This window comes from Nereida ignava (assembly GCF_047114695.1).
GTDB lineage: Bacteria > Pseudomonadota > Alphaproteobacteria > Rhodobacterales > Rhodobacteraceae > Nereida > Nereida ignava.
The window spans coordinates 213,437-234,969 of sequence record NZ_CP112885.1 but is presented as its reverse complement, the minus strand read 5'-3'; the positions used below and the strand labels follow the sequence as shown (position 1 = coordinate 234,969).

General features: G+C 55.5%; 18 protein-coding genes. 9 read left to right on the top strand and 9 right to left on the bottom strand.

Annotated elements, in window-relative coordinates:
• Positions 1-2: 2 nt before the first annotated feature.
• Positions 3-1,664, bottom strand: coding sequence for a protein translocase subunit SecD (secD, locus tag OLX08_RS01120; protein ID WP_391481951.1), 1,662 nt, complete (start codon positions 1,662-1,664; stop codon positions 3-5).
• A gap of 33 nt (positions 1,665-1,697) precedes the next feature.
• Positions 1,698-1,979, bottom strand: coding sequence for a preprotein translocase subunit YajC (gene yajC, locus OLX08_RS01115; RefSeq protein WP_048597440.1), 282 nt, complete (start codon positions 1,977-1,979; stop codon positions 1,698-1,700).
• A gap of 192 nt (positions 1,980-2,171) precedes the next feature.
• Here yajC and serS point away from each other — a divergent pair, with 192 nt between their 5' ends.
• Together serS and OLX08_RS01105 are read left to right on the top strand one after the other, a co-directional pair.
• The gene (gene serS, locus OLX08_RS01110) at positions 2,172-3,464 is read left to right on the top strand and encodes a serine--tRNA ligase (RefSeq protein WP_391481948.1); all 1,293 of its coding nucleotides are present in this window, start codon (positions 2,172-2,174) and stop codon (positions 3,462-3,464) included.
• On the top strand, positions 3,461-4,156 hold the full coding sequence (locus OLX08_RS01105) for a hypothetical protein (protein ID WP_391481947.1): 696 nt from the start codon (positions 3,461-3,463) through the stop codon (positions 4,154-4,156). Before serS ends, OLX08_RS01105 begins: the two co-directional genes overlap by 4 nt.
• Here OLX08_RS01105 and OLX08_RS01100 read toward each other — a convergent pair.
• The 4 genes from OLX08_RS01100 to OLX08_RS01085 form a co-directional block, all read right to left on the bottom strand.
• A complete protein-coding gene (locus tag OLX08_RS01100) occupies positions 4,138-4,599 on the bottom strand; it encodes a GNAT family N-acetyltransferase (protein WP_391481945.1) in 462 nt (153 codons plus the stop codon). The genes OLX08_RS01105 and OLX08_RS01100 overlap by 19 nt on opposite strands.
• The gene (der, locus tag OLX08_RS01095) at positions 4,586-6,052 is read right to left on the bottom strand and encodes a ribosome biogenesis GTPase Der (RefSeq protein ID WP_391481944.1); all 1,467 of its coding nucleotides are present in this window, start codon (positions 6,050-6,052) and stop codon (positions 4,586-4,588) included. The genes OLX08_RS01100 and der overlap by 14 nt, the downstream gene beginning before the upstream one ends.
• A gap of 48 nt (positions 6,053-6,100) precedes the next feature.
• Positions 6,101-7,450, bottom strand: a complete 1,350-nt coding sequence (locus OLX08_RS01090) for a PQQ-like beta-propeller repeat protein (protein WP_391481943.1) — start codon at positions 7,448-7,450, stop codon at positions 6,101-6,103.
• Positions 7,451-7,543: 93 nt separating this feature from the next.
• Entirely contained in the window at positions 7,544-8,200 is a 657-nt protein-coding gene (locus OLX08_RS01085; RefSeq protein ID WP_391481941.1) for a hypothetical protein, read from the bottom strand.
• A 236-nt stretch (positions 8,201-8,436) separates the two neighbouring features.
• Between OLX08_RS01085 and OLX08_RS01080 the strand changes: the two genes are divergently transcribed.
• The 3 genes from OLX08_RS01080 to OLX08_RS01070 all read left to right on the top strand — a co-directional run bounded on the left by OLX08_RS01080 (position 8,437) and on the right by OLX08_RS01070 (position 14,433).
• Positions 8,437-9,684, top strand: a complete 1,248-nt coding sequence (locus OLX08_RS01080) for an efflux RND transporter periplasmic adaptor subunit (RefSeq protein WP_391481940.1) — start codon at positions 8,437-8,439, stop codon at positions 9,682-9,684.
• Positions 9,684-13,415: an efflux RND transporter permease subunit gene (locus OLX08_RS01075; protein WP_391481938.1), complete on the top strand. Its 3,732-nt coding sequence runs from the start codon at positions 9,684-9,686 to the stop codon at positions 13,413-13,415. The genes OLX08_RS01080 and OLX08_RS01075 overlap by 1 nt, the downstream gene beginning before the upstream one ends.
• A gap of 133 nt (positions 13,416-13,548) precedes the next feature.
• Positions 13,549-14,433, top strand: a complete 885-nt coding sequence (locus tag OLX08_RS01070) for a calcium-binding protein (RefSeq protein WP_391481936.1) — start codon at positions 13,549-13,551, stop codon at positions 14,431-14,433.
• On the opposite strand, the gene OLX08_RS01065 is transcribed toward OLX08_RS01070, so the two are convergent.
• The 3 genes from OLX08_RS01065 to OLX08_RS01055 form a co-directional block, all read right to left on the bottom strand.
• On the bottom strand, positions 14,430-16,250 hold the full coding sequence (locus tag OLX08_RS01065) for an ABCB family ABC transporter ATP-binding protein/permease (RefSeq protein ID WP_391481934.1): 1,821 nt from the start codon (positions 16,248-16,250) through the stop codon (positions 14,430-14,432). The genes OLX08_RS01070 and OLX08_RS01065 overlap by 4 nt on opposite strands.
• Positions 16,251-16,453: 203 nt before the next feature.
• Complete coding sequence (locus tag OLX08_RS01060) at positions 16,454-17,002, bottom strand: peptidylprolyl isomerase (protein ID WP_391481932.1); 549 nt, start codon at positions 17,000-17,002, stop codon at positions 16,454-16,456.
• Positions 16,995-17,501, bottom strand: coding sequence for a peptidylprolyl isomerase (locus OLX08_RS01055; protein ID WP_341246686.1), 507 nt, complete (start codon positions 17,499-17,501; stop codon positions 16,995-16,997). Before OLX08_RS01055 ends, OLX08_RS01060 begins: the two co-directional genes overlap by 8 nt.
• 116 nt (positions 17,502-17,617) lie before the next feature.
• On the opposite strand from OLX08_RS01055, the gene OLX08_RS01050 reads away from it, so the two are divergent.
• The 4 genes from OLX08_RS01050 to pdhA all read left to right on the top strand — a co-directional run bounded on the left by OLX08_RS01050 (position 17,618) and on the right by pdhA (position 21,532).
• Complete coding sequence (locus tag OLX08_RS01050) at positions 17,618-18,799, top strand: phosphoglycerate kinase (protein WP_391481930.1); 1,182 nt, start codon at positions 17,618-17,620, stop codon at positions 18,797-18,799.
• A gap of 176 nt (positions 18,800-18,975) precedes the next feature.
• On the top strand, positions 18,976-19,869 hold the full coding sequence (locus OLX08_RS01045; RefSeq protein ID WP_391481928.1) for a fructose bisphosphate aldolase: 894 nt from the start codon (positions 18,976-18,978) through the stop codon (positions 19,867-19,869).
• 155 nt (positions 19,870-20,024) lie between these two features.
• A complete protein-coding gene (locus OLX08_RS01040) occupies positions 20,025-20,330 on the top strand; it encodes an FtsB family cell division protein (protein ID WP_048597426.1) in 306 nt (101 codons plus the stop codon).
• A gap of 203 nt (positions 20,331-20,533) precedes the next feature.
• Positions 20,534-21,532, top strand: a complete 999-nt coding sequence (pdhA, locus tag OLX08_RS01035) for a pyruvate dehydrogenase (acetyl-transferring) E1 component subunit alpha (RefSeq protein WP_048597425.1) — start codon at positions 20,534-20,536, stop codon at positions 21,530-21,532.
• The last annotated feature ends 1 nt before the right edge of the window (position 21,533 follow it).

The following is a 21,533-nucleotide window of genomic DNA, read 5'->3' as shown; positions in this document are numbered from 1 at the left end:
GGCTAGACCTCCAGTGTTTTCGGGCGGCGGCGCTCGAACCAAATGACAACAATAAGCCGCGTCACGAAAATCGCGGTAAAGACGGATGTGAGGATGCCCAAGCCAAGCGTGATCGCAAACCCACGCACAGGCCCCGACCCCATGACGAACAGGATGACAGCCGTAATAAATGTAGTGATGTTCGCATCAAGAATGGCCGACAGAGCCTTTTCATAGCCCAACTCAATCGCCCGCGCGGGCCCTTTGGCAGACTTAAGTTCTTCGCGGATACGCTCAAAAATAAGGACGTTCGCATCAACGGCCATGCCGATGGTCAGAACAATCCCCGCGATGCCCGGTAACGTCAAAGTGGCACCAATCATTGAGAGCAATCCAAAAATCATCGCCACGTTCACAATAAGAGCCACATTGGCGAACAGGCCAAAGGTTCCGTAACTCAACACCATAAAGACAAGAACGCCCGAAAACGCCACGATGCATGCAATACGTCCCGCGTCGATACTATCCTGACCAAGCTGCGGCCCAATGGTGCGTTCCTCAACAAATGTTGGCTCAACCGGCAGAGCACCTGCGCGCAAAAGCACTGCAAGCTGCGTTGACTGCTCAAGCGAGAAATTACCTGAAATGATGCCTGACCCACCGGGGATCGCTTCGTTAATACGTGGCGCGCTGATCACTTCTTCGTCCAGCACGATTGCAAAAAGCTGGCCTACGTTCTCAGCCGTATAGCGCCCGAATTTTGCGCCCCCTGCCGAATTGAAGCGGAAAGAAACCGCAGGGCCGCCATTTTGGTCAAAACTCGGCTGGCTATCGACCAACTCCTCGCCGGTGACAACGGGGTTTTCTTCCAGAACATAAAAGACGCCTTCCTCATCAATTGACGGGAAAATCACATTGCCCACACCAGCGCGGTCGTTCGCATTGCTCGTCCGCCCTACGACGGGGTGAAAGCTAAGCTGCGCGGTCGTGCCGATCAGGTCTTTGAGTTCTTGCGCAGAGCCAAGACCCGGAACCTGAATGAGAATGCGGTTCGTGCCCTGACGTTGAATTGTAGGCTCACGGGTGCCAACTTCATCAATCCGGCGACGGATGATTTCTAGCGATTGCAACATCGTACGTTCATCTGTTGCCAGACGTTCAGCCTCGGACATTGTCACGATCAGCAAATCGTTACGGCTTGTCACCTCAAAGTCGGTCGCACCCACCGTTGACAGGTTTACGACCGGACGTGCCAGCGCACTAACAATCTCAACGGCACGGTCCATTTTGCTGGCGTCCGATAGGCGGATGCGCAGCTCTCCGTCTTCAATACCAATCCGGCGGAATGTACCAATTGTGGCACGCTCGGCACGCATCGCATCAAGCACAGAGGGCCAAAAACCGACCAGCCGCTTTTCATACACATCCTCAAGCGGCAGTTCCGCAAGAAGATGCGCGCCACCGCGCAGATCAAGTCCCAAGTTCACCAAACCAGACGGCAAGAACGCGGGCCACTGTGCCGCGTTCTCTTCAAGTCCTGCCCCGGTTGCACCGCCTTCAAGCGCCAACACGGCATCATTATGCGCCTCAACCCGCGGATAAAACGCATTTGGAACAGCCAACAAAAGGCCCGCCACAATGGTAAGGATGATGGCGATGCGCTTCCAAAGGTCGATTTGCAACATGGGATAGAACCTTAAAAGAGGGACGAATTAGAGTTACTTAGCCGGTTCTGTCTTGTTCAAAACTTCAACAATCGTGCTTTGAACGACGCGAAGCTTAACGCCTTCGGCCACTTCAACTTCAGCTTCGTTTTCACCTTCTTTAACGCGGGTCACTTTACCGATCAGCCCGCCTTGGGTCACAACTTGATCCCCACGACGCAGGGCAGCCACCATTTCTTGGTGCTTTTTCAGTTTTTGCTGCTGAGGACGGATCAGCAGGAAATACATGATCGCGAAAATCAGAATGAGCGGGATAAATTGTGCAAACGCTTCCATCGGGGGCCTCTTTTTGCTGGGATGTTGGGGACAAAGCGCCCCGTTAAAGCTGGGCTGAACCTATGTGTCAATTTCTGCAGGCGCAAGGTGCGAAAACAGCCAAATGTGCGCGGCAGTTGCGCTGGTCATTTCATGCGGTCGGGCGTATATCGGGGGCCAATATTATTCACGCGCAGGACTGAGGCACACCCCATGCACGACATTAAACTTATTCGCGAAACACCCGATGTTTTTGATGCGGCCATGGCACGGCGCGGCGTGGACACCCGTGCGGCAGATGTTTTGGCGATTGACGCAGCACGGCGGGCAAAAATCCAAGCATCTGAAGAAGCCAAGGCAGAACAAAACGCCGCATCTAAACAAGTGGGCGCTGCCAAAGCATCAGGTGATGAGGCCGAGTTTGAGCGTTTGCGCGCACTTGTTGGAGCAAAGAAAGAAGACGTTGCGCGCCTAAATGATGAGGCCAAAGACCTTGACGGTGAGTTGACCGATTTGTTGATGAGCCTGCCAAACCTGCTTGACGCATCGGTACCAGACGGCGCGGACGAGGACGACAACGTCGAGATTAAAAGCTGGGGCACGCCGCGTGAAACGGATTTTGCAGCTCTTGAGCACTACGACATTCCCGCCATCGCCGCCGGTTTGGATTTTGAACTGGCCGCGAAACTGTCTGGCAGCCGCTTTATGGTACTGTCAGGTGCCGTTGCACGCCTGCACCGCGCGCTGGCGCAATTTATGGTTAACCATCACGTTGATACCAACGGGCTAAGCGAAACGTGGACGCCCATCTTGGTACGCGAAGACATGATGTATGGCACCGGACAGCTGCCGAAATTTGGCGAAGACAGCTACAAAACAACCAACGGCTGGTGGCTTGTCCCCACTGCGGAAGTTACGCTGACCAACACAGTAAACGGCCAAACCGTGGATGCCGCGTCCCTGCCCCGCCGCTTGGTCGCGCACACGCAATGCTTCCGTTCTGAAGCCGGCTCTGCAGGTCGTGATACATCAGGTGTCCTTCGCCAGCACCAATTCGAAAAAGTCGAAATGGTTAGCATCACACACCCTGAAAACAGCATGGCGGAGCACGAGCGCATGACCGCATGCGCCGAAGGTGTGCTAGAAGCGCTTGGTCTGCCGTACCGCACCGTGGTTCTGTGTACGGGTGATATCGGCTTTGGGGCGATCAAAACCCACGACATCGAAGTGTGGTTGCCAGGCCAGAATGCTTTCCGCGAAATCTCAAGCGTTTCAGTCTGTGGAGACTTCCAAGCCCGCCGTATGAATGCCCGCTTCAAGCCCGAAGATGGTGGAAAACCTCAGTTTGTTCATACGCTTAACGGCTCGGGCCTTGCAGTTGGGCGCGCATTGATCGCTGTGGTCGAAAACGGCCAACAAGCAGATGGCAGCGTGGTCATCCCCGAAGTTCTACGCCCCTTCATGGGCGGCAACTCCATGATCCAAGCAGATGGCACATTAGCATGAAGGCGTGGCTGACCCTCGTTGCAACGGCCGCTTTTTTCGCCGCACCTTTGTTGACGGAACCCTTCACCGGCTACACCGACGGTCAGCTGCCAATCGCGCAGCCAAACCCACCAGTGCAGCCCGAAGGCTACGCCTTTGCGCTTTGGGGCGTCATTTATACGTGGCTTGGGATTTCTGCCGTTTTCGGTGTGCTGAAGCGCCGTGATGATGCAAGTTGGGACGCCGGGCGTCTGCCGCTGATCATAAGCATTGCGGTCGGTGCCGCATGGCTTTGGGTCGCCCTGGCCTCACCGATATGGGCCACAATCCTGATCTGGGTAATGCTGGCGACAGCGCTCATGGCACTGCTCAATGCGCCTACAAAAGATATCGGCTGGTTTGCTGCCCCCGTGGGACTTTATGCCGGTTGGTTGACCGCAGCTGCAAACGTATCACTTGGTGTGGCGGGCGCGGGCTACGGCCTTTGGTTTGGGGCATATGGCTGGGCATATCTGTGCATTACAATGGCACTTATCATCGCCATTTTCGTCATCCGCAAAGCCAAGTTTTCCGTCACCTACGCTGCCGCAGTGGTATGGGCTTTGGTCGGGATTGTTGTGGCAAACGGGCTAAACATCACGGGATACTTGGCACTAGTAGGGATCGGCCTCACCGCAACATTCGCATGGCGCCGCTACACATCCAGATCGTAAGTCAGCCACTCAGTCTTTATTGCCAAGCTATCGTATAATGCGCGGGCGGCTTCATTGCTTGGGGCTGTGATCCAGCGAAGAACACCCCATCCGCGTTGGTCACAAACCGATTGCAAATGCAGGATAAGCGCACGTCCAGCGCCGCTACCGCGAGCCGCCTCATCTACGTAAAGATCATCCAAAAAGCCACCAATCGACGCCGCTAGCGGCCGCTCAAACGCGCGCATGTGCGCCAAACCAACAAGCTGCCCTTCCGTCGTTTCAGCAACGTAGCACTCGGTGCTTTTGGACGGATCATGACACCAAGACCAAACGCGATCACGCATCGCTTGGGTTTGAGGCACACCATAGAAATCAGCGTACCCCGCATATAGTCCGTTCCAAGCCGTGAAGTCCGCGTCGCGTGCCAAACGCACAGTTACTTTGGCACTACTTCCCATCATAAGAAGGCTTTCCAAGGTGCTTGCGTAACCGGCTCGGCGTTGACTTTTTCTTGTCTTTATAAGGGTTTGCCTGTGATTGGCTGCGCATGGTCAGGCGGATCGGTGTGCCCGGCATGTCAAAGTCTTCACGCAATCCGTTCACCAGATAGCGCGAATAACTCGTCGGCAGTTTTTCGGGCAAACTACACATCACAACAAACGCAGGTGGCCGCGTCTTTACCTGGGTTGCATAGCGCAGTTTGATACGGCGTCCGCCCGGTGCGGGCGGCGGGTGCGCTTCAATCATTGAGGTCAGCCAACGGTTCAGCTGCGCTGTCGTCACGCGGCGGTTCCAAATTTCGTGGGCGCGCAACACAGCCTCGCGCAAACGCTCAAGTCCGCGTCCCGTTTTTGCGGAGACAGTGATCAGCGGCGCGCCGCGCAACTGTGGCAGAAGGCGTGTAAACGACTCCTTCAGCTCTTTTAGCTTTTCCTGCTTTTCGTCCTCGATGTCCCATTTGTTGACCGCAACCACGACCGCACGGCCCTCGCGCTCGGCCAAATCGGCGATGCGCAAATCTTGTTGCTCAAACGGGATCGCAGCATCCAACAACACAACGACGACTTCAGCAAATTTCACGGCTCGCAGACCATCACCCACAGAAAGCTTTTCAAGCTTTTCTTGCACTTTGGCTTTTTTACGCATGCCCGCAGTGTCAAAAATCCGGACAGGTGTCTCACCCCATTCCATTTGTAGCGAGATCGCATCGCGTGTGATGCCAGCCTCAGGGCCCGTCAAAAGGCGGTCTTCGCCCAAGATTTTATTAATCAGCGTTGATTTACCGGCATTCGGGCGCCCGACCACAGCAATCTGCAACGGCTTGGATTTTGTAGGTGCCACATAGACTTCTTCAGCGTCTTCATCATCTTCAAGTGTTACATCAACTTCAGGCTCTATAACTTTGTTTTTACTCTCAAAGTCATCGACCAACGGAATGAGTTCTGCCAGCAGATCGCCCATGCCTTCGCCGTGTTCTGCGGACAGACGCAGCGGCTCGCCCAAACCCAATTCATAGGCCTCCATAACGCCGTCATCTGCTGCGCGGCCTTCGCCCTTGTTTGCCGCAAGCAAAACATGGGCCGATTTCTTACGCAAGATTTCCGCAAACATCCGGTCAGTTGACGTCACACCCGCACGGGCATCGATCATGAACAGACAGAAATCTGCCATATCAACAGCGCGCTCAGTCAGACGGCGCATGCGTCCTTGCAAACTGTCGTCGTTGGCCTCTTCAAGCCCAGCCGTGTCAATCACCGTAAAGCGTAGGTCACCAAGGCGCGCCTCGCCCTCACGCAAATCACGCGTTACCCCCGGCTGGTCATCGACCAACGCCAGACGTTTGCCTACAAGGCGGTTGAAAAGAGTGGATTTGCCCACATTCGGGCGGCCCACAATGGCGAGTGTGAAAGACATGACGTCAGAATCCCATCAATTGAAAGGCGGCGATACACCACCTTGGCGCTAACGGAAAGCGTGCAGTTTACCGCCGGTCGAAACAACATAGAGCATTTCATTGGCCACAGCCGGATTGGTCGTGGCACCACCGGGGATCGAAACGACCCCCAAAGCCTCTCCCGTTGTAGGATCAAAACTGCGCATTGTGCCGTCGTTGGATGCCACGATCAGGCGACCACCCGCAATAATTGGTCCGTAATGCGAAAACACAGCCTTTTTTCGGCGGTCACGCTCTTTTTCAAAATATGGCAAATCCACACCCCAAATCCGCTCACCGGTTTGTGCATCGACGCGCAGTAGCTCTGCTTGGTCAGACACGAAGAAAATCGAATCTCCTGCGGGCCAGACGGGGGACAACGCCCCTTCCGTTGCGGTCCACAGACGCTCGCCGTTTTGTGCATCCAAAGCCGCCATACGGCCAGATTGGGTCGCCAGATAAATGCGCCCTTCGGAGACCACAGGATCAGAGGTTACGTCCTTAACTGTCGCGTATGAGCGGCCCTTACGCTCGCCTGACAAAGACGTGTCCCACCGCCGAATACCGCCGCGCTTGAACGTGGCGCGCACATCGCCGTTTGAAAACGCAAATACCGCCAGATCACCAGCAACGACCGGTGCAGCCCCACCCACAACATCCGAGCCGCTTGGAAGGCCAGATTGGGTCCATTTCACGCGGCCATTTTTGGCATCAACGGCCCATGCAACGGCATTGCCCGCGATCACGTAAACAATTCCGTCAGCCACTGTGGGCGCGCCAGATGTCGGCGCGTCAAGGTCTTGGCTCCAACGGATTTCGCCGGTAGCAACATCAATCGCAGTAAGCGCACCAAAACCCGTGGTCACAAAAAGAGTATCACGCGCCACGGCCAACCCGCCGCCCGATGCGTCACCACTGCGTTCAGACGCTGGTGTCAAATCACGCTGCCAAAGGGCCGCGCCATTGCTTGAGGTGGCAGTCACAGTCGCGGCACTATCAAGGGTAAAAATGGTCTTACCTGCCACAACGGGATCGGCCGTAATGCGCTGTTTGCGCGTATCGCCTTGTCCGATGTTGGCGCTCCACGCCAGGGATAGATCTGCCCCTAAGGCCGGATGGTTAATTTGGTGCCGCGCACTGCCAAACCGGTGGGTCCACGCATCATTCACAACAGGTGCGCGAAGCAATAAAGCCCGCGGTGCATCTGCTTGCTCCGCCGCATCACCGGCATCTACGGCTGTATCGGGCGCACTTAAATCAGCGCGCAAATCAAGCCGCTCACCTTCCAAGATCAACTCACGGTCACCACAGCCACTGACTACAAACGCGCTCAACCCAAGGGCCAATATCGCTTTTTTACTCACCATTGATCGTGTCATCTTGTGGTGTGCCCCTTTTGGTCACGTGTCTCATATTTTGGGCGAACGCTTTGCGACTGTTCAGATCCCTATCGCAGATCGTAGCACCAGCACTTAGCTTTCGCTTACCGCACCATCGAGCGAGCCACCCAACGCAACAATTGCTTGTGATGCTCGACGACGCAAGGCCGCAGATGTTTCACCGTCCGCAATGATACGCTCAAACCGCTCAAGCGCGGCGTTGGTGTTGCCCGCCTCTACGTCCAAAAATCCAAGCTGCTCTTCGGCCAGCAAACGAAACGGCGCGCCGGGTGTGGCAAGCGTTTCAAACCCCATACGGCGTTCATCCGCACTTGTCTCAGAGCCGCGCAACATCAGCGTTTTGTACTGGGCCAACTGACGGTAAACAGGAAGTGCATCAGCCGATGTAGCCAACGTGTCATATGCCGCAATTGCCGCAGAAGTATCACCGTTTTGCACATGCGCATCCGCAAGCAGAAGTGTTGAGGCTGCACTTTGCGCCTCTAACCCACCAAGGGCCGCAACAGACGCCGCAGGGTCTTCGGCCGTCAGCGCGCTCAGTAACGCATCCCCTTTGGCCTGCGCTACTTTGGCGGCCTGCGCTTTGCTATATTCATTCCAAGACGCACCGCCTACAATCGCAACCACTGCAACCGCAGCAATCCAGCCGTATTTGCGCATGGCGGCAAACAGTTGGTCATTGCGCAACTCATCGGTGACTTCTTCGACAAAACTATCGGTATTGGACATATTAAAGCGGCCTTTATCACTGTCTGTGCCTGTTGTTTTATGAATTACCGTAGTTCTGGTTCAAGTGCCATGGGCAAAAGTGCTCAATTCCGCGCCAGTTCGCTCGGAAATGCCCAAAATGTCAGGCTGTTCAAAACATTTTTGAACTAAATGGTTTAGTATTACGTAGGATAGGCATATGTAGCTGACTACCGCGCAGTTGTGCGCGCAAAGCGATGAATAGGCTGACCTGACCCATGAAGATTTTCCCGATTTTAACTGCTCTGCTCGTATCTGCGTTCCTCTATGGATTGGTGTTTGAACGCGACGCGCTGATGGCAATTGCCCAGAATTCCGGCGCTGCGATGGAGGCAACGGACACATCGGATGCGGTTCAGCGGGTCTCGGTCGTGGCGATGGCGTCGGTGGCACAAACAATCGACAGTGCTGTGATTGTTCGCGGTCAAACCGAAGCGGTGCGCCAATTGACCGTCCGCTCTGAGACATCTGGCCTTGTGATCAACACGCCACTGCGCAAAGGCGCGTTCGTCGAAAAAGGTGCGGAAATGTGCGTGCTGAACCCCGGAACATCGCAGGTACGCCTTGCAGAAGCCCTTGCACGTTTGGCCGAAGCAAAAGCAAACCTTCCATCCGCCAACTCACGCCTGCCCGAAGCGCGCGCCCGCCTGCGCGAAGCAGAGGCACGGGTTGAAGAAGCAAAGATCAACCAAAACGCTGCACGCACATTGGCCGCAGACGGCTATGCCTCAGACACGCGCGTTGCTGCCGCCCAAGCCAATCTGGAAAGCGCATTGGCCGCAGTCACATCCGCAACAGCGGGCATTCAATCTGCCGAAGGTGGCATGCAATCCGCCCAAGCCGCTGTGCAATCTGCCCAAGCGGCCGTTGAAAACGCCGAACGCGAAATCTCTAAACTGACCATCAGCGCACCATTTGCAGGGCTTTTGGAAAGCGACACAGCCGAACTTGGCGCGTTGCTGCAACCCGGGGCCGCTTGCGCGACCTTGATCCAGCTAGACCCGATCAAATTGGTGGGCTTTGTACCTGAAACCCAAGTGGACCGCATCACTGTGGGGGCCGTTGGCGGCGCGCGCCTGACAGGTGAGCGTGAAGTTCGCGGACGGGTAACTTTCCTGTCGCGCAGCGCTGATCCGCTGACCCGTACGTTCCGGGTTGAGTTGAAAGTGCCGAACACAGACCTGAGCATCCGTGACGGCCAAACTGTTGAGATCGCCATCGCAAGCGACGGTGCTGATGCGCATTTGTTGCCCGGCTCTGCGCTTACACTTGATGATCAAGGGCGCCTTGGGGTGCGCGTGGCCGAAGGCGGTATCGCGCGCTTTGTCCCCGTCAGTCTGATCCGCGACACCATGGACGGCGTGTGGGTCAACGGGCTGCCGGCGACAGCAGATGTCATTGTGGTGGGCCAGGAATATGTAACCGACGGTGTACCCGTTGATGTGACGATGCGTGGAGTGAACTGATGGTTGGAATGGTAGATTGGGCCGCGTCACGGGCGCGGATGATTATTGCCTTCATCGTGCTTTCAATCGCGGTGGGGGCTTTTGCCTATGTGAGCCTTCCCAAAGAGGGCGAGCCTGACATTGAAATCCCTGCGCTTGTGATCTCGCTGCCGTTCCCCGGTATCTCGGCGGAAGACAGTGAAAAGCTGTTGGTGAAACCGATTGAGACAGAACTTTCGGACTTCGACGGGCTGAAACGCATTACTGGCACAGCCGTGGAAAACTACGCCAACGTGGTGCTTGAATTTGAATTTGGCTGGGACAAGCCGAAAATCCTTGCGGATGTCCGCGACCGGATGAACACCGTTGAGGCCAATTTCCCTAACGGTGCTGAAAAATACAAAATCGAAGAGATCAACTTCTCTGAATTCCCGATCATTATTGTAAACCTGACCGGCTCTTTACCTGAACGCACGTTGGTGCGCGTGGCGAAAGATTTGCAGGATAAGATCGAGGGCCAAGACGCCGTCCTTGAAGCGGCTTTGTCGGGCCAGCGCGATGAGATGGTTGAGGTCGTCATCGACCCGCTAAAACTGGAAAGCTACAACGTCACCGCGAACGAATTGATCAACGTCGTTGCCAACAACAATTTGTTGGTTGCCGCCGGAAACGTGGACACAAGCGCGTCCTCAATCGGCATCAAAATCCCCTCCTCGTTTGATGAAGCCCAAGACATTTACAGCTTGCCCGTCAAAACCAACGGCGACCGCGTCATCACGCTCGGGGATCTCACGGACATCCGTCTCACATTTGAAGACCGTGCCGGAACTGCGCGTTTTAATTCCGAGAACACCGTGGCCCTGCAAGTGGTTAAACGCAAAGGCTTCAATATTATCGACACTGCCAACATGGTTCGCGAACTGGTTGAGCAAGAGCGTCAAAGCTGGGAGCCAGAGTTGCGCGCCGCCATTCAAGTGGGGTTCTCCAACGATCAGTCACGTCAAGTGGGCAGCATGGTCAGCCAGCTTGAAAGTTCCGTTCTGACGGCGATTGCGTTGGTGATGATTGTGGTGCTTGCCGCCCTTGGCCCGCGCCCTGCGCTGCTTGTGGGCTTTGCCATTCCAACTTCGTTTTTGCTGTGTTTTGTATTGCTGGCCTTGCTTGGGGTTTCGGTGTCCAACATTGTGATGTTCGGCTTGATCCTTGCGGTTGGTATGTTGGTGGACGGCGCGATTGTGGTCGTGGAATACGGCGACAAACGCCTAAGCGAAGGCGCATCGCCCATGCAGGCCTACACGGACGCCGCAAAGCGGATGTTCTGGCCCATTGTGTCCTCAACAGCCACCACGCTTTGCGCGTTTTTGCCGTTCCTATTCTGGCCGGGCGTGCCAGGTGAATTTATGGGCATGTTGCCGGTCACGATGATTTTTGTGTTGTCCGCATCACTGCTCGTGGCGCTGATTTACTTGCCTGTCGTGGGTGGCATTTCGGGCCGCATGACACGGGTCTTTGGCAAAACCTCTGACGCGCTGCGCGATAACTTACCGTGGCTCGTGCGGTTGGCCCTTGTGGTGCCCGCCATTCTGCTCACGTTTGCAGGTGTCATGGGGATATTGAACACGTCCTACATCGTGCCCTCGGGCGGTATCTTGGGCGCGATCATTGGCTGTATCCTCTTTAGCCTTGGCGCATTTGCCCTGTCGATCACGGTTGGCTCTGCAACGCCCCTGCAGGGTGAAAAGCGGGTTAGCTCAGGACGCACACGGACAATTTTTGGCAAATTCATCCGCCTCATCGTGGGCAATCCAATCATGCCAGTGGTCTCACTTGTAGCCGTAATGGCGTTTGTGATGGGGACATTTACCTACTTTGGGACAAACAATAACGGCGTTGAATTCTTTGTGGAATCCGAGCCCGAGCAGGCCATCGTATATGTCCGCGCACGTGGCAATCTAAGTCTTGAAGAAAAAGACGCAGCCGTCCGTGCCGCTGAAGAAATCGTGTTGGCGCACCCCGGTGTTGTGAACGTTTTTGCCTTTGCAGGCGAAGGGGGGCTCGACACGGGCGGGCCCGGCGGTGGACAAGGCCCGCGCGATACGATTGGGCGTATCCAGCTTGAGACGATCCCGTGGGATGACCGCGCTGATCGTCCTGATCTGGACGGTAACTTGGTGCTTGATGAGCTCAGCGCAGAGCTTGCAAAATTACCGGGGATTAAGGCCGAAATATCCGAGCTGGCCCAAGGTCCGGCCCAAGGTAAGCCACTGCATTTGCGTATCCGCGGCGATGACCTTGATGTGCTCAAAAACGCAGCACTGACAGCGCGCGCCAAGTTCGAAGCGACCCCAGGCTTGACACTAATCGAAGACACCCTGCCCCTACCCGGTTTTGACTGGCAGATTGATGTGGACGTGGAAAAAGCCGGTCGCTATGGCGCGAATGTGGCGACGGTCGGCGGCATGGTTCAGCTTGTGACGCGGGGTATCTTGCTGGGCCAGATGCGTGTCGACAGCAGCGATGAAGAAATCGACATTCGTGTTCGCCTACCCGAAAAAGACCGTGTCATGTCAACGCTGGACACGCTGCGTGTACGCACCCCCGAAGGTCTGGTGCCGCTGTCTAATTTCATAACCGTAAAGCCGGTCGCCAAGCTGGGTCAGATCGACCGCGTGGACCAAAAACGCCACTATGATGTGAAGGCAGACGTCGAAACTGGCCTTGCAAAACTGACCCTTGAAGGACCGTCTGGGCCGGATGGTTCTGATGCGGTTACGACCCAAGCGATACTGCGAGAGCTTGAGGCGGACGCCGAAACACCTGCGGGCCAGCTAATCTTTCAACAGGGCGACACGCGCTATGCCATTTTGTCACTCACAGGCAGCTTCACTGCGGACGAGTTGCAAGCGAACGACGACGTTCTGATCGCGCCAATTAATGCAAACGAGCGTATCACCCTGATCACGGACTGGATCGAAAGCACGTCCCCCTTCCCCGCAGCCCTTGAGTGGGAATGGGCAGGCGACCAAGAAGAACAGGCCGAAAGTGGCGCGTTCTTGATGCAGGCTTTTGCGGGTGCGCTTGGCTTGATGTTCATCATCTTGCTGGCGCAGTTCAACAGCTTTTATAACTCGATACTGGTGCTGCTGGCGGTGATTTTGTCGACCACAGGTGTGCTGATTGGCATGCTGGTTATGGATCAAGCGTTCTCGATCATCATGACCGGTACGGGCATCGTGGCTTTGGCAGGGATCGTGGTGAACAACAACATTGTGCTTATCGACACCTATCAGGAATATAACCGCTATATGCCACGGATTGAGGCGATCATTCGCACAGCCGAAGACCGTATCCGCCCCGTGCTTCTGACCACAATCACCACGATGGCGGGCCTTGCGCCGATGATGTTTGGCCTGAGCCTTGATTTCATCGGCGGCGGCTATTCCATCGACAGCCCCACGGCGCTTTGGTGGAAGCAGCTTGCTACGGCGGTGGTCTTTGGACTTGGCATCGCGACGGTTCTGACACTTGTGTTCACCCCGTCGCTTCTTGCGCTGCGCGTTTGGGTTGTGACCTATGCGCGTTGGATCGGCCTTGCGCTTGCCAAGCTGTCACTTGGCAAAGGCTCGGTTGCGGCACAGGATTGGGCGCTTCGCAAAGAAGCCTCACAGGTGAAACACCCCGAGATCATCTGGGGTGATCCAGAAGCCTCGGCGCAACAATCGGATGTTGAGCCGCTTAAAGCCGCGGAATAAGAAACAATAGCACAAGCAGTGGATGCCAATCACACCGCTGCTTGGGCTTTCGGTCGGATTTTGCATTCACGTTATTGAACGCCAAGCCATCTTCGCTAAAATTACTGTTCTGAGTAATTAGTGAGATGTGTTCATGGTTTTATTGCTGTCGATTTGTGTCGCCGTTGGTCTGGGTGCCCTGCTTGATGGGGGTAGTTCCTCGACTAACTTCGCCGAGCCTACACCACCAGACGCCCCAGACGAGACCACGGACGAAAGCGGCCAGCCACGACCGTCCTTGCTGATTGGTGACGACGGGCCCAATGTTTTCACCGATGTAGACATTACAACAAACGTCACGATCCAAGGGCGCGGCGGCGATGATGTGGTGGATTTAACCGGCCCCAGTAACGACATCATTTTCGGCGGTGACGGAAATGACAACGTGAGCCCCGGTGACGGTGACGACGAGGTATTTCTAGGACGCGGTGACGACTTTTTTGGCGATATCGGCGGGCGAAATGATCCGGACTACGGTGGAGATGATCTTGTGCGCGGCCAAGGCGGCAACGATACCCTGACATCCCTTGGCGGCCAAGACACGCTGTTTGGTGATACGGGCAACGATGTGATCAACACCAATGATTTCCTGCCCCAGTTTGACGGCGTTCAGGTACGACCTGACATGGGGTTTGGCGGACTTGGCGATGACCAAATGCTGTTCGATGACGGCGATACGGTGTCCGGTGGTGAAGGCGTGGACGCGTTCCAACTGCAAGTGGCCAGCACCAAATCAACCGCCGCTACCATCACAGATTTTGACCCCGCGACTGAGGCCCTTCAGATAAATATTTCTGACGGATCAAACCCACTGTTCACGAACGAAAACAGCTTCACAGAGGCTTCAGAATTTGCGGACCTCAGCTTTGTCCAAGACGGTGCGGACACACAAATCCTGCTGAACGAAACGCAAGTTCTGGCAATTCTGCAAAACGTTGACGCCGCCGCACTCAGCGCCGCCAACATCCAAGTCACCTAAGCCTCTTCTTCATCGTCATTTTGCTGGCGATGCCACATGTCTGAAAAACGCCCGCCCGCGGCAAGCAATTCGTCGAACGTGCCGCGCTCGGCCACAAGGCCGTTTTCCAGCACAATGATCTGATCGGCGTGGGTAATCGTGGACAACCGATGCGCGATCGTGAAGACCGTGCGCCCGTGTCCCAACCCGTTCAACTCATCCTGAATGTCGCGCTCTGTCTCACTATCAAGGGCGGACGTGGCCTCATCAAGCAGCAAAATCGGTGGGTCTTTCAACAGCGTGCGCGCAATGCCGACCCGCTGTTTTTCACCACCCGACAATTTCAGACCGCGCTCACCTACAGTTGTCTCGTAACCATCCGGAAGCGCCATGATGAAGTCATGGATTTTGGCCGCTTTAGCCGCCGCTTCAACTTGACTGCGCGGCGCGTCGGGATTGCCGTAAGCAATGTTATAATACACCGTATCGTTAAAAAGCACCGTGTCTTGCGGCACCACGCCAATTTGATCGTGCAGGCTTGTTTGGGTCACATCACGCACATCTTGCCCGTCAATGCGCAGCGCGCCAGCGCCCACATCATAAAAGCGGAACAGCAGCCGCCCAATGGTTGATTTACCAGAACCAGACGGGCCCACGATGGCAATGGTTTCGCCTGCACCTGCTTTGATGCTGACACCCTTAAGGATGGGGCGCTCGGGATCATAGCCGAACTCAACACTGTCCAACTCAACCTCACCGCCTTTGATCTCCAACGCCCGCGCGCCTTTTTTGTCTTGGACTTCCGCAGGGCTTTCAAGCAGATCAAACATCTCGCCCATATCCACAAGGGCCTGACGGATCTCACGGTAAACGGTGCCCAAGAAGTTCAAAGGCATCGTGATTTGGATCATATAGGCGTTGACCAAGACGAAATCGCCCACGGTCATCTGCCCATTTTGCACCCCAAACGCGGCCATGACCATCACGCCCACAAGGCCGGATGTAATGATAAGCGATTGGCCAAAGTTCAAAAACGCCAGCGAATATGATGTCTGAAGCGCTGCCGCCTCATACTTTTGCATCGCCCCGTCATAGCGTTCAGCCTCACGGGCCTCGGCACCAAAATATTTCACGGTTTCAAAGTTAAGCAGGCTGTCGATCGCCTTTTGATTGGCGTCCGTATCTTGGTCGTTCATCACTTTGCGAATGCGCACGCGCCACTCGGTCACGCGGAACGTAAAGATGACGTAAAGCACGATCGTCGCCAGCACGACCACCAGATACCACACGCTAAACTGCACCGCCAAAATGACACCGATCAACAACAGCTCCAACACAAGCGGGCCGATCGAGAACAGCAAAAATCTCAGCAAAAACTCAACACCCTTCACACCGCGTTCGATGATCCGGCTAAGCCCGCCAGTTTTGCGGCTGATGTGATAGCGCATTGAAAGGCGGTGAATGTGCGTGAACGTCTCAAGGGCCAGCTGCCGCAGCGCCCGCTGACCAACCCGTGCAAAGATCACATCGCGCAACTGCTGAAAGCCCACGTTCATCAACCGCGCCACACCGTAAGCCACTGTCAGACCAATGGCGCCCATTGCCAACATTGTTGCATCACCGTCGCCGCTCAGCGCGTCAACCGCTTGTTTATAAAGCTGCGGCGTATAGACCGCGACCAGTTTGGCGATGAACAAAACCGTCAGAGCCGCCACCACGCGCCGCTTCACCCAAGGGTGTTCGGCGGGCCAAAGATAAGGGACAACGCGCTTGATTGTGCGCCACCCGCTGATCTGATCGTCGTTCAAATTGGCAGCGGTTTTTGTCAGTCGGCGCATCGGGTCTCTTTTCACTAAAACGTATAGGTCTAACCTAGTCCTTTCGCCCCGTGATGAGTAGCCCCGACACCAAGTAATCCACGATTAACTTTTGAAATCTGTGACGGGCGTGAACAATTAGACTGTACACGTAAAAACGCCCCAGCCCAGATATGTGATCCGGTGCGGGGGCGCTCTTGATGTCTTACAGATAGCTGCGCGGTTCAGTCGGTGACGCGCACCGCAACCATACGGTCAGGCTCGCCGATCACGGCACCATTGGCACCGCGCCCCAGCTTTATCGCATCAACCACGTCCATGCCGCCCGTAACCTGACCGACAATAGTGTATTGCCCGTTCAAATGCGGCGCAGGCGCAAACATGATGAAAAACTGGCTGTTGGCAGAGTTTGGTTGTGACGAACGCGCCATCCCAACAACACCGCGGTCAAAGTTCAGGGTATCACTGAACTCAGCCGGCAGATCAGGCAGATCGCTGCCGCCCATACCCGCACGGCGCATGTCTTGGCCCAGTTTGCCGTGCTCTACATCACCGGTTTGGGCCATGAACCCTTGGATCACACGGTGAAACACCACGTCATCATACGCGCCCTCAGACGCAAGGGTTGTGATCCGCTCCGCGTGCATAGGTGCAGATTGTTCGAACAAATCAACCGTGATTGTCCCGTTTGCTTCGCCAGCGATGTCAATCTCAAGCCCCGCGCCAAATGCTGGCGTGGCGCTGAGGAGCAAAGCTGCCAGTGCACTACGCATCAGCCGCGACTTTCACCGAAATCATGCGGTCAGGCTCTGCTGGTGGCTCGCCACGCTGGATCGCATCCACATGGTCCATGCCCTCAATCACACGGCCGTACACAGTGTATTGACCGTTCAGAAAGTGGTTGTCGTTGAAGTTGATGAAGAACTGGCTGTTGGCAGAGTTCGGATTGGCAGACCGCGCCGCACCCAATGTGCCGCGGTCGTGGGGCAGTTTTGAAAACTCGGCAGGAAGGTCCGGCAAATCAGATCCGCCTGTGCCTGCGCGGCCCAAGTTGAAGTCTTTTTCCATGTTGCCGTTCGCCACGTCGCCTGTCTGCGCCATGAAGCCATCGATGACACGGTGGAACGCTACGTTGTCGTACTGGCCGCTGCGTGCGAGCTCTTTCATGCGGGCTGTGTGCTCTGGCGCTACATCTGGCAAAAGCTCGATTGTGACGGTGCCGCCTTTGAGTTCCATCAAAATTGTGTTCTCGGGATCATTGATCTCGGCCATTGGGTCTCTCCATTTTGTGTTTGTGCGGAACCTAGGTCGGATCAATCGGATTGCCAAGCAGGTAGCCCCCGCGTTAGAGGTCGCGAACACCAATTTAACGCAGGACGGGCAGAAATATGGGCTGGAAAACACTTGATGACATGGCGCTTTCGGGCAAACGGGTTCTGGTGCGCGTAGACATCAACGTGCCGATGGAAAACGGCCGTGTCACAGATGCCAGCCGCATCGAACGCATCGCCCCCACCATTGCCGATATTCGTGCTGCAGGGGGCTGTCCGATCTTGCTGGCCCACTTTGGCCGACCCAAAGGCAAAGTTGTTCCCGAGATGTCATTACAACAGCTGGTCCCTGCCCTCACCGACACGTTCGGCGCGCCCGTCACTTTTGTTGAGCGCCCGTCCCGCGAATTTATCGACGCCCAGCCAATGGATGCCATCGTCCTGGTCGAAAACACGCGCTTTTCGGCCATGGAAGAAGCAAATAACCCCGAAATGGCGACTTTCTTGGCCACTTTGGGCGATATTTTCTGCAATGATGCTTTCTCTGCCGCCCACCGTGCCCATGCCTCAACGACAGGTGTTGCAACGCTTTTGCCCTCATGCGCGGGTCGTCTGATGCAGCAAGAGCTCGGCGCGCTTGAAGCTGCCTTGGGTGCGCCCAAGCGCCCCGTGGTCGCTGTGGTTGGCGGTGCAAAAGTGTCGACAAAGTTGGACCTGCTCTCAAACCTGATTGAGAAAGTGGACCACCTTGTGATTGGCGGGGGCATGGCAAACACATTCCTCGCGGCCCAAGGGATCGATGTGGGTAAATCCCTGTGCGAACACGATTTGGCCGACACTGCCCGCGCGATCATGGACAAGGCCGCCTCCACAGGCTGTGAGATTGTGCTGCCAAGCGATGTTGTCGTAGCCCGTGAATTCAAAGCCGGCGCCGAAAACGACGTGGTCGCCGCCAATGCCTGCCCCGCTGACGCGATGATCCTTGATGCGGGGCCTGACGCGGTTGCACGCATTGAGGCTGTGCTGGCAAACGCGAAAACGCTGATCTGGAACGGCCCGTTGGGTGCATTCGAAATCGCGCCATTTGATGCGGCCACAAACGCTGCTGCACAGACCGCAGCACGGCTGACCCGTGAAGGCACGCTTACTTCCGTGGCGGGTGGCGGTGATACGGTTGCGGCCCTGAACCAAGCGGGTGCGGCGGATAATTTCACCTATATCTCAACCGCGGGCGGTGCGTTCTTGGAATGGATGGAAGGTAAAACCCTTCCCGGTGTTGCGGCTTTGATGGCGGAGTAAATGCACCTGCGTCACACGCCCGAATACCGACAACAGATCACGTAATTACAATGCGTTACGCACCGCGTTCATGTTAGCGCAACCCGTTAGCGCGACCATAATTGCGATGCGTAAACCGCTGCCTTAAGGGTGGGGTAACCGCGATATTTCGCGCCCCACAGCCTAAGGACGACCCAATGACCAACCCTGACATGACCGCCCAAATCCGCACCGGTGCCGGCTTCATTGCAGCACTGGATCAATCCGGCGGCTCCACCCCCAAAGCGCTGCGGCTCTACGGCGTTGAGGAAAACGCCTACGCCAACGACGACGAAATGTATGACCTGATCCACGACATGCGCGCCCGCATCATCCGCGCGCCTGCATTTCACGGCGACAAAGTCATTGGCGCGATCTTGTTTGAGATGACAATGGACCGCGACGTCGACGGCACACCCACTGCCGAGCACCTGTGGAACACCCACCGCGTTGTGCCGTTCCTTAAATGCGACAAAGGTCTTGAGGACGAAGCCGATGGCGTGCAACTGCTGCGCCCCATTCCCAACCTTGATGCACTGTGTCAACGCGCCGTAGCAAAAGGCGTGTTCGGCACCAAGATGCGGTCTGTCATCTCGGCCGCCTCCGCCAGCGGCATCAAAGCGGTCGTCGCACAACAATTCGCCATTGCGCGCCAGATCATGTCCCACGGCCTCGTGCCAATCATTGAACCAGAGGTCACGATCTCAATCGCGGACAAAGCCGAAGCGGAAGCGATGCTGCTGGACGCGATCAAAGCCGAACTTGATGTGTTGCCCGATGGCCAGGAGGTCATGCTGAAACTCACCCTGCCCGAAACCGCCAACCACTACCTACCGCTGGTTCAGCACAAGGCCGTCATGCGCGTTGTTGCCCTGTCAGGCGGCTATGCACGGACAGAAGCCAACACGCGCCTTTGCGCCAACACCGGTATCATCGCCTCATTCAGCCGCGCCCTTACGGAAGGTCTCAGCGCGGACCAAACCGACGCCGATTTTAACACAACGATTGGACAGACCATCGACAGCATTTTTGACGCCTCCTGCGCGGGCTAAGCTCCAAAAGCTGATAAATAAGCGAAAAGGTACGGTTTTTCGGCAATTTTCAGCCCAATTAACCATTTTAGGGATTCCCACAGCGAATCGCCTCCTGTAGTGTCATCCCAAGTGCTCCGAAAAGTGAGCGCACCTAACTGAGGCACAGCAGAACGATGAAATACAACACCCGCAAACGCCATTCTATCGGTGCGATTGTGTATTTCGTCGTGATGTGCGCTGTTGGCTTTTATTTCACATTTGCCGCCGTTCAGGGCGATTACGGTATTTTTAGCCGTGCCGAGATTGAGGCAGATGCCGCAACTCTTCAGGCTGAACTAGACACACTTTTGGCAGATGTGGCCGAGTTGCAAAACAAAACTCGTCGGTTGTCAGACACCTACCTAGACCTTGATCTGCTTGATGAGCAGGCCCGTGATGTTTTGGGATATGTGCGCAGCGACGAAATGGTCATCCGCTAAGCCGACCGAGCCGACCTCGCAAAAAACTACGTCGTCCATAGTGTAGTACGCGCTGATTTTCACTTCTTAACAGTGAATTCACGCGCATTTTTGATTGCTCCACTTTGCCCCTATTGATTTCCAAAACCCCCTAATGTAGAAATAGTTTAATGTTAAACTATATGCGTTTGCGCCCGTGACTTTGGGTGTAAGGAGGGAGCCTTATGGCCGCTAAGAAACCAGCCACACCGAATGTCTCAGCTGATGAGCTTCTTAACCATTACCGTGAAATGCTACTCATTCGCCGCTTTGAAGAAAAAGCAGGTCAGCTTTATGGCATGGGTCTGATTGGCGGTTTCTGCCACCTCTACATCGGCCAAGAAGCCGTTGTTGTGGGCTTGGAAGCGGCTGCAAAAGAAGGCGACAAGCGCATCACATCGTATCGTGACCACGGCCATATGCTGGCCTGTGGCATGGATCCAAAAGGTGTCATGGCTGAACTTACTGGTCGCGAAGGTGGTTACAGCCGCGGCAAAGGTGGTTCAATGCACATGTTCTCTAAGGAAAAGCATTTCTACGGCGGACACGGCATTGTTGCAGCGCAAGTTCCCCTTGGTGCAGGTCTTGCCTTCGCGGACAAATACAATGGCAATGACAACGTTACCTTCATCTACTTCGGCGACGGTGCAGCGAACCAAGGCCAAGTGTATGAAACCTACAACATGGCCGAGCTGTGGCAGCTTCCCGCAGTTTTCGTCATTGAAAACAACCAATACGCCATGGGTACTTCGACCCAACGCTCAACCAAATCACCCAGCTATTTCGCGCGCGGACAAGCCTACGGCATCGCTGGTGAAGAAGTTGACGGTATGGATGTTCTGGCTGTTAAAGCTGCTGGTGAGAAAGCCGTTGCACACTGCCGCGCAGGCAAAGGCCCCTACATTTTGGAAGTGAAAACATATCGTTACCGTGGTCACTCCATGTCTGATCCCGCAAAATACCGGACCCGCGAAGAGGTCCAAAAAATGCGCGACGAGCGCGATCCAATCGAACAAATTCGCGACATGCTGCTTACTGGTAAGCACGCCTCAGAAGATGAGTTGAAAGCAGTCGACAAAGAAATCAAAGCAATCGTCAACGAAGCGGCCGAGTTCTCAAAAGAGAGCCCAGAGCCCCATGTCGACGAACTTTGGACAGATATCTACGCAAGCGAGGACGTATAAT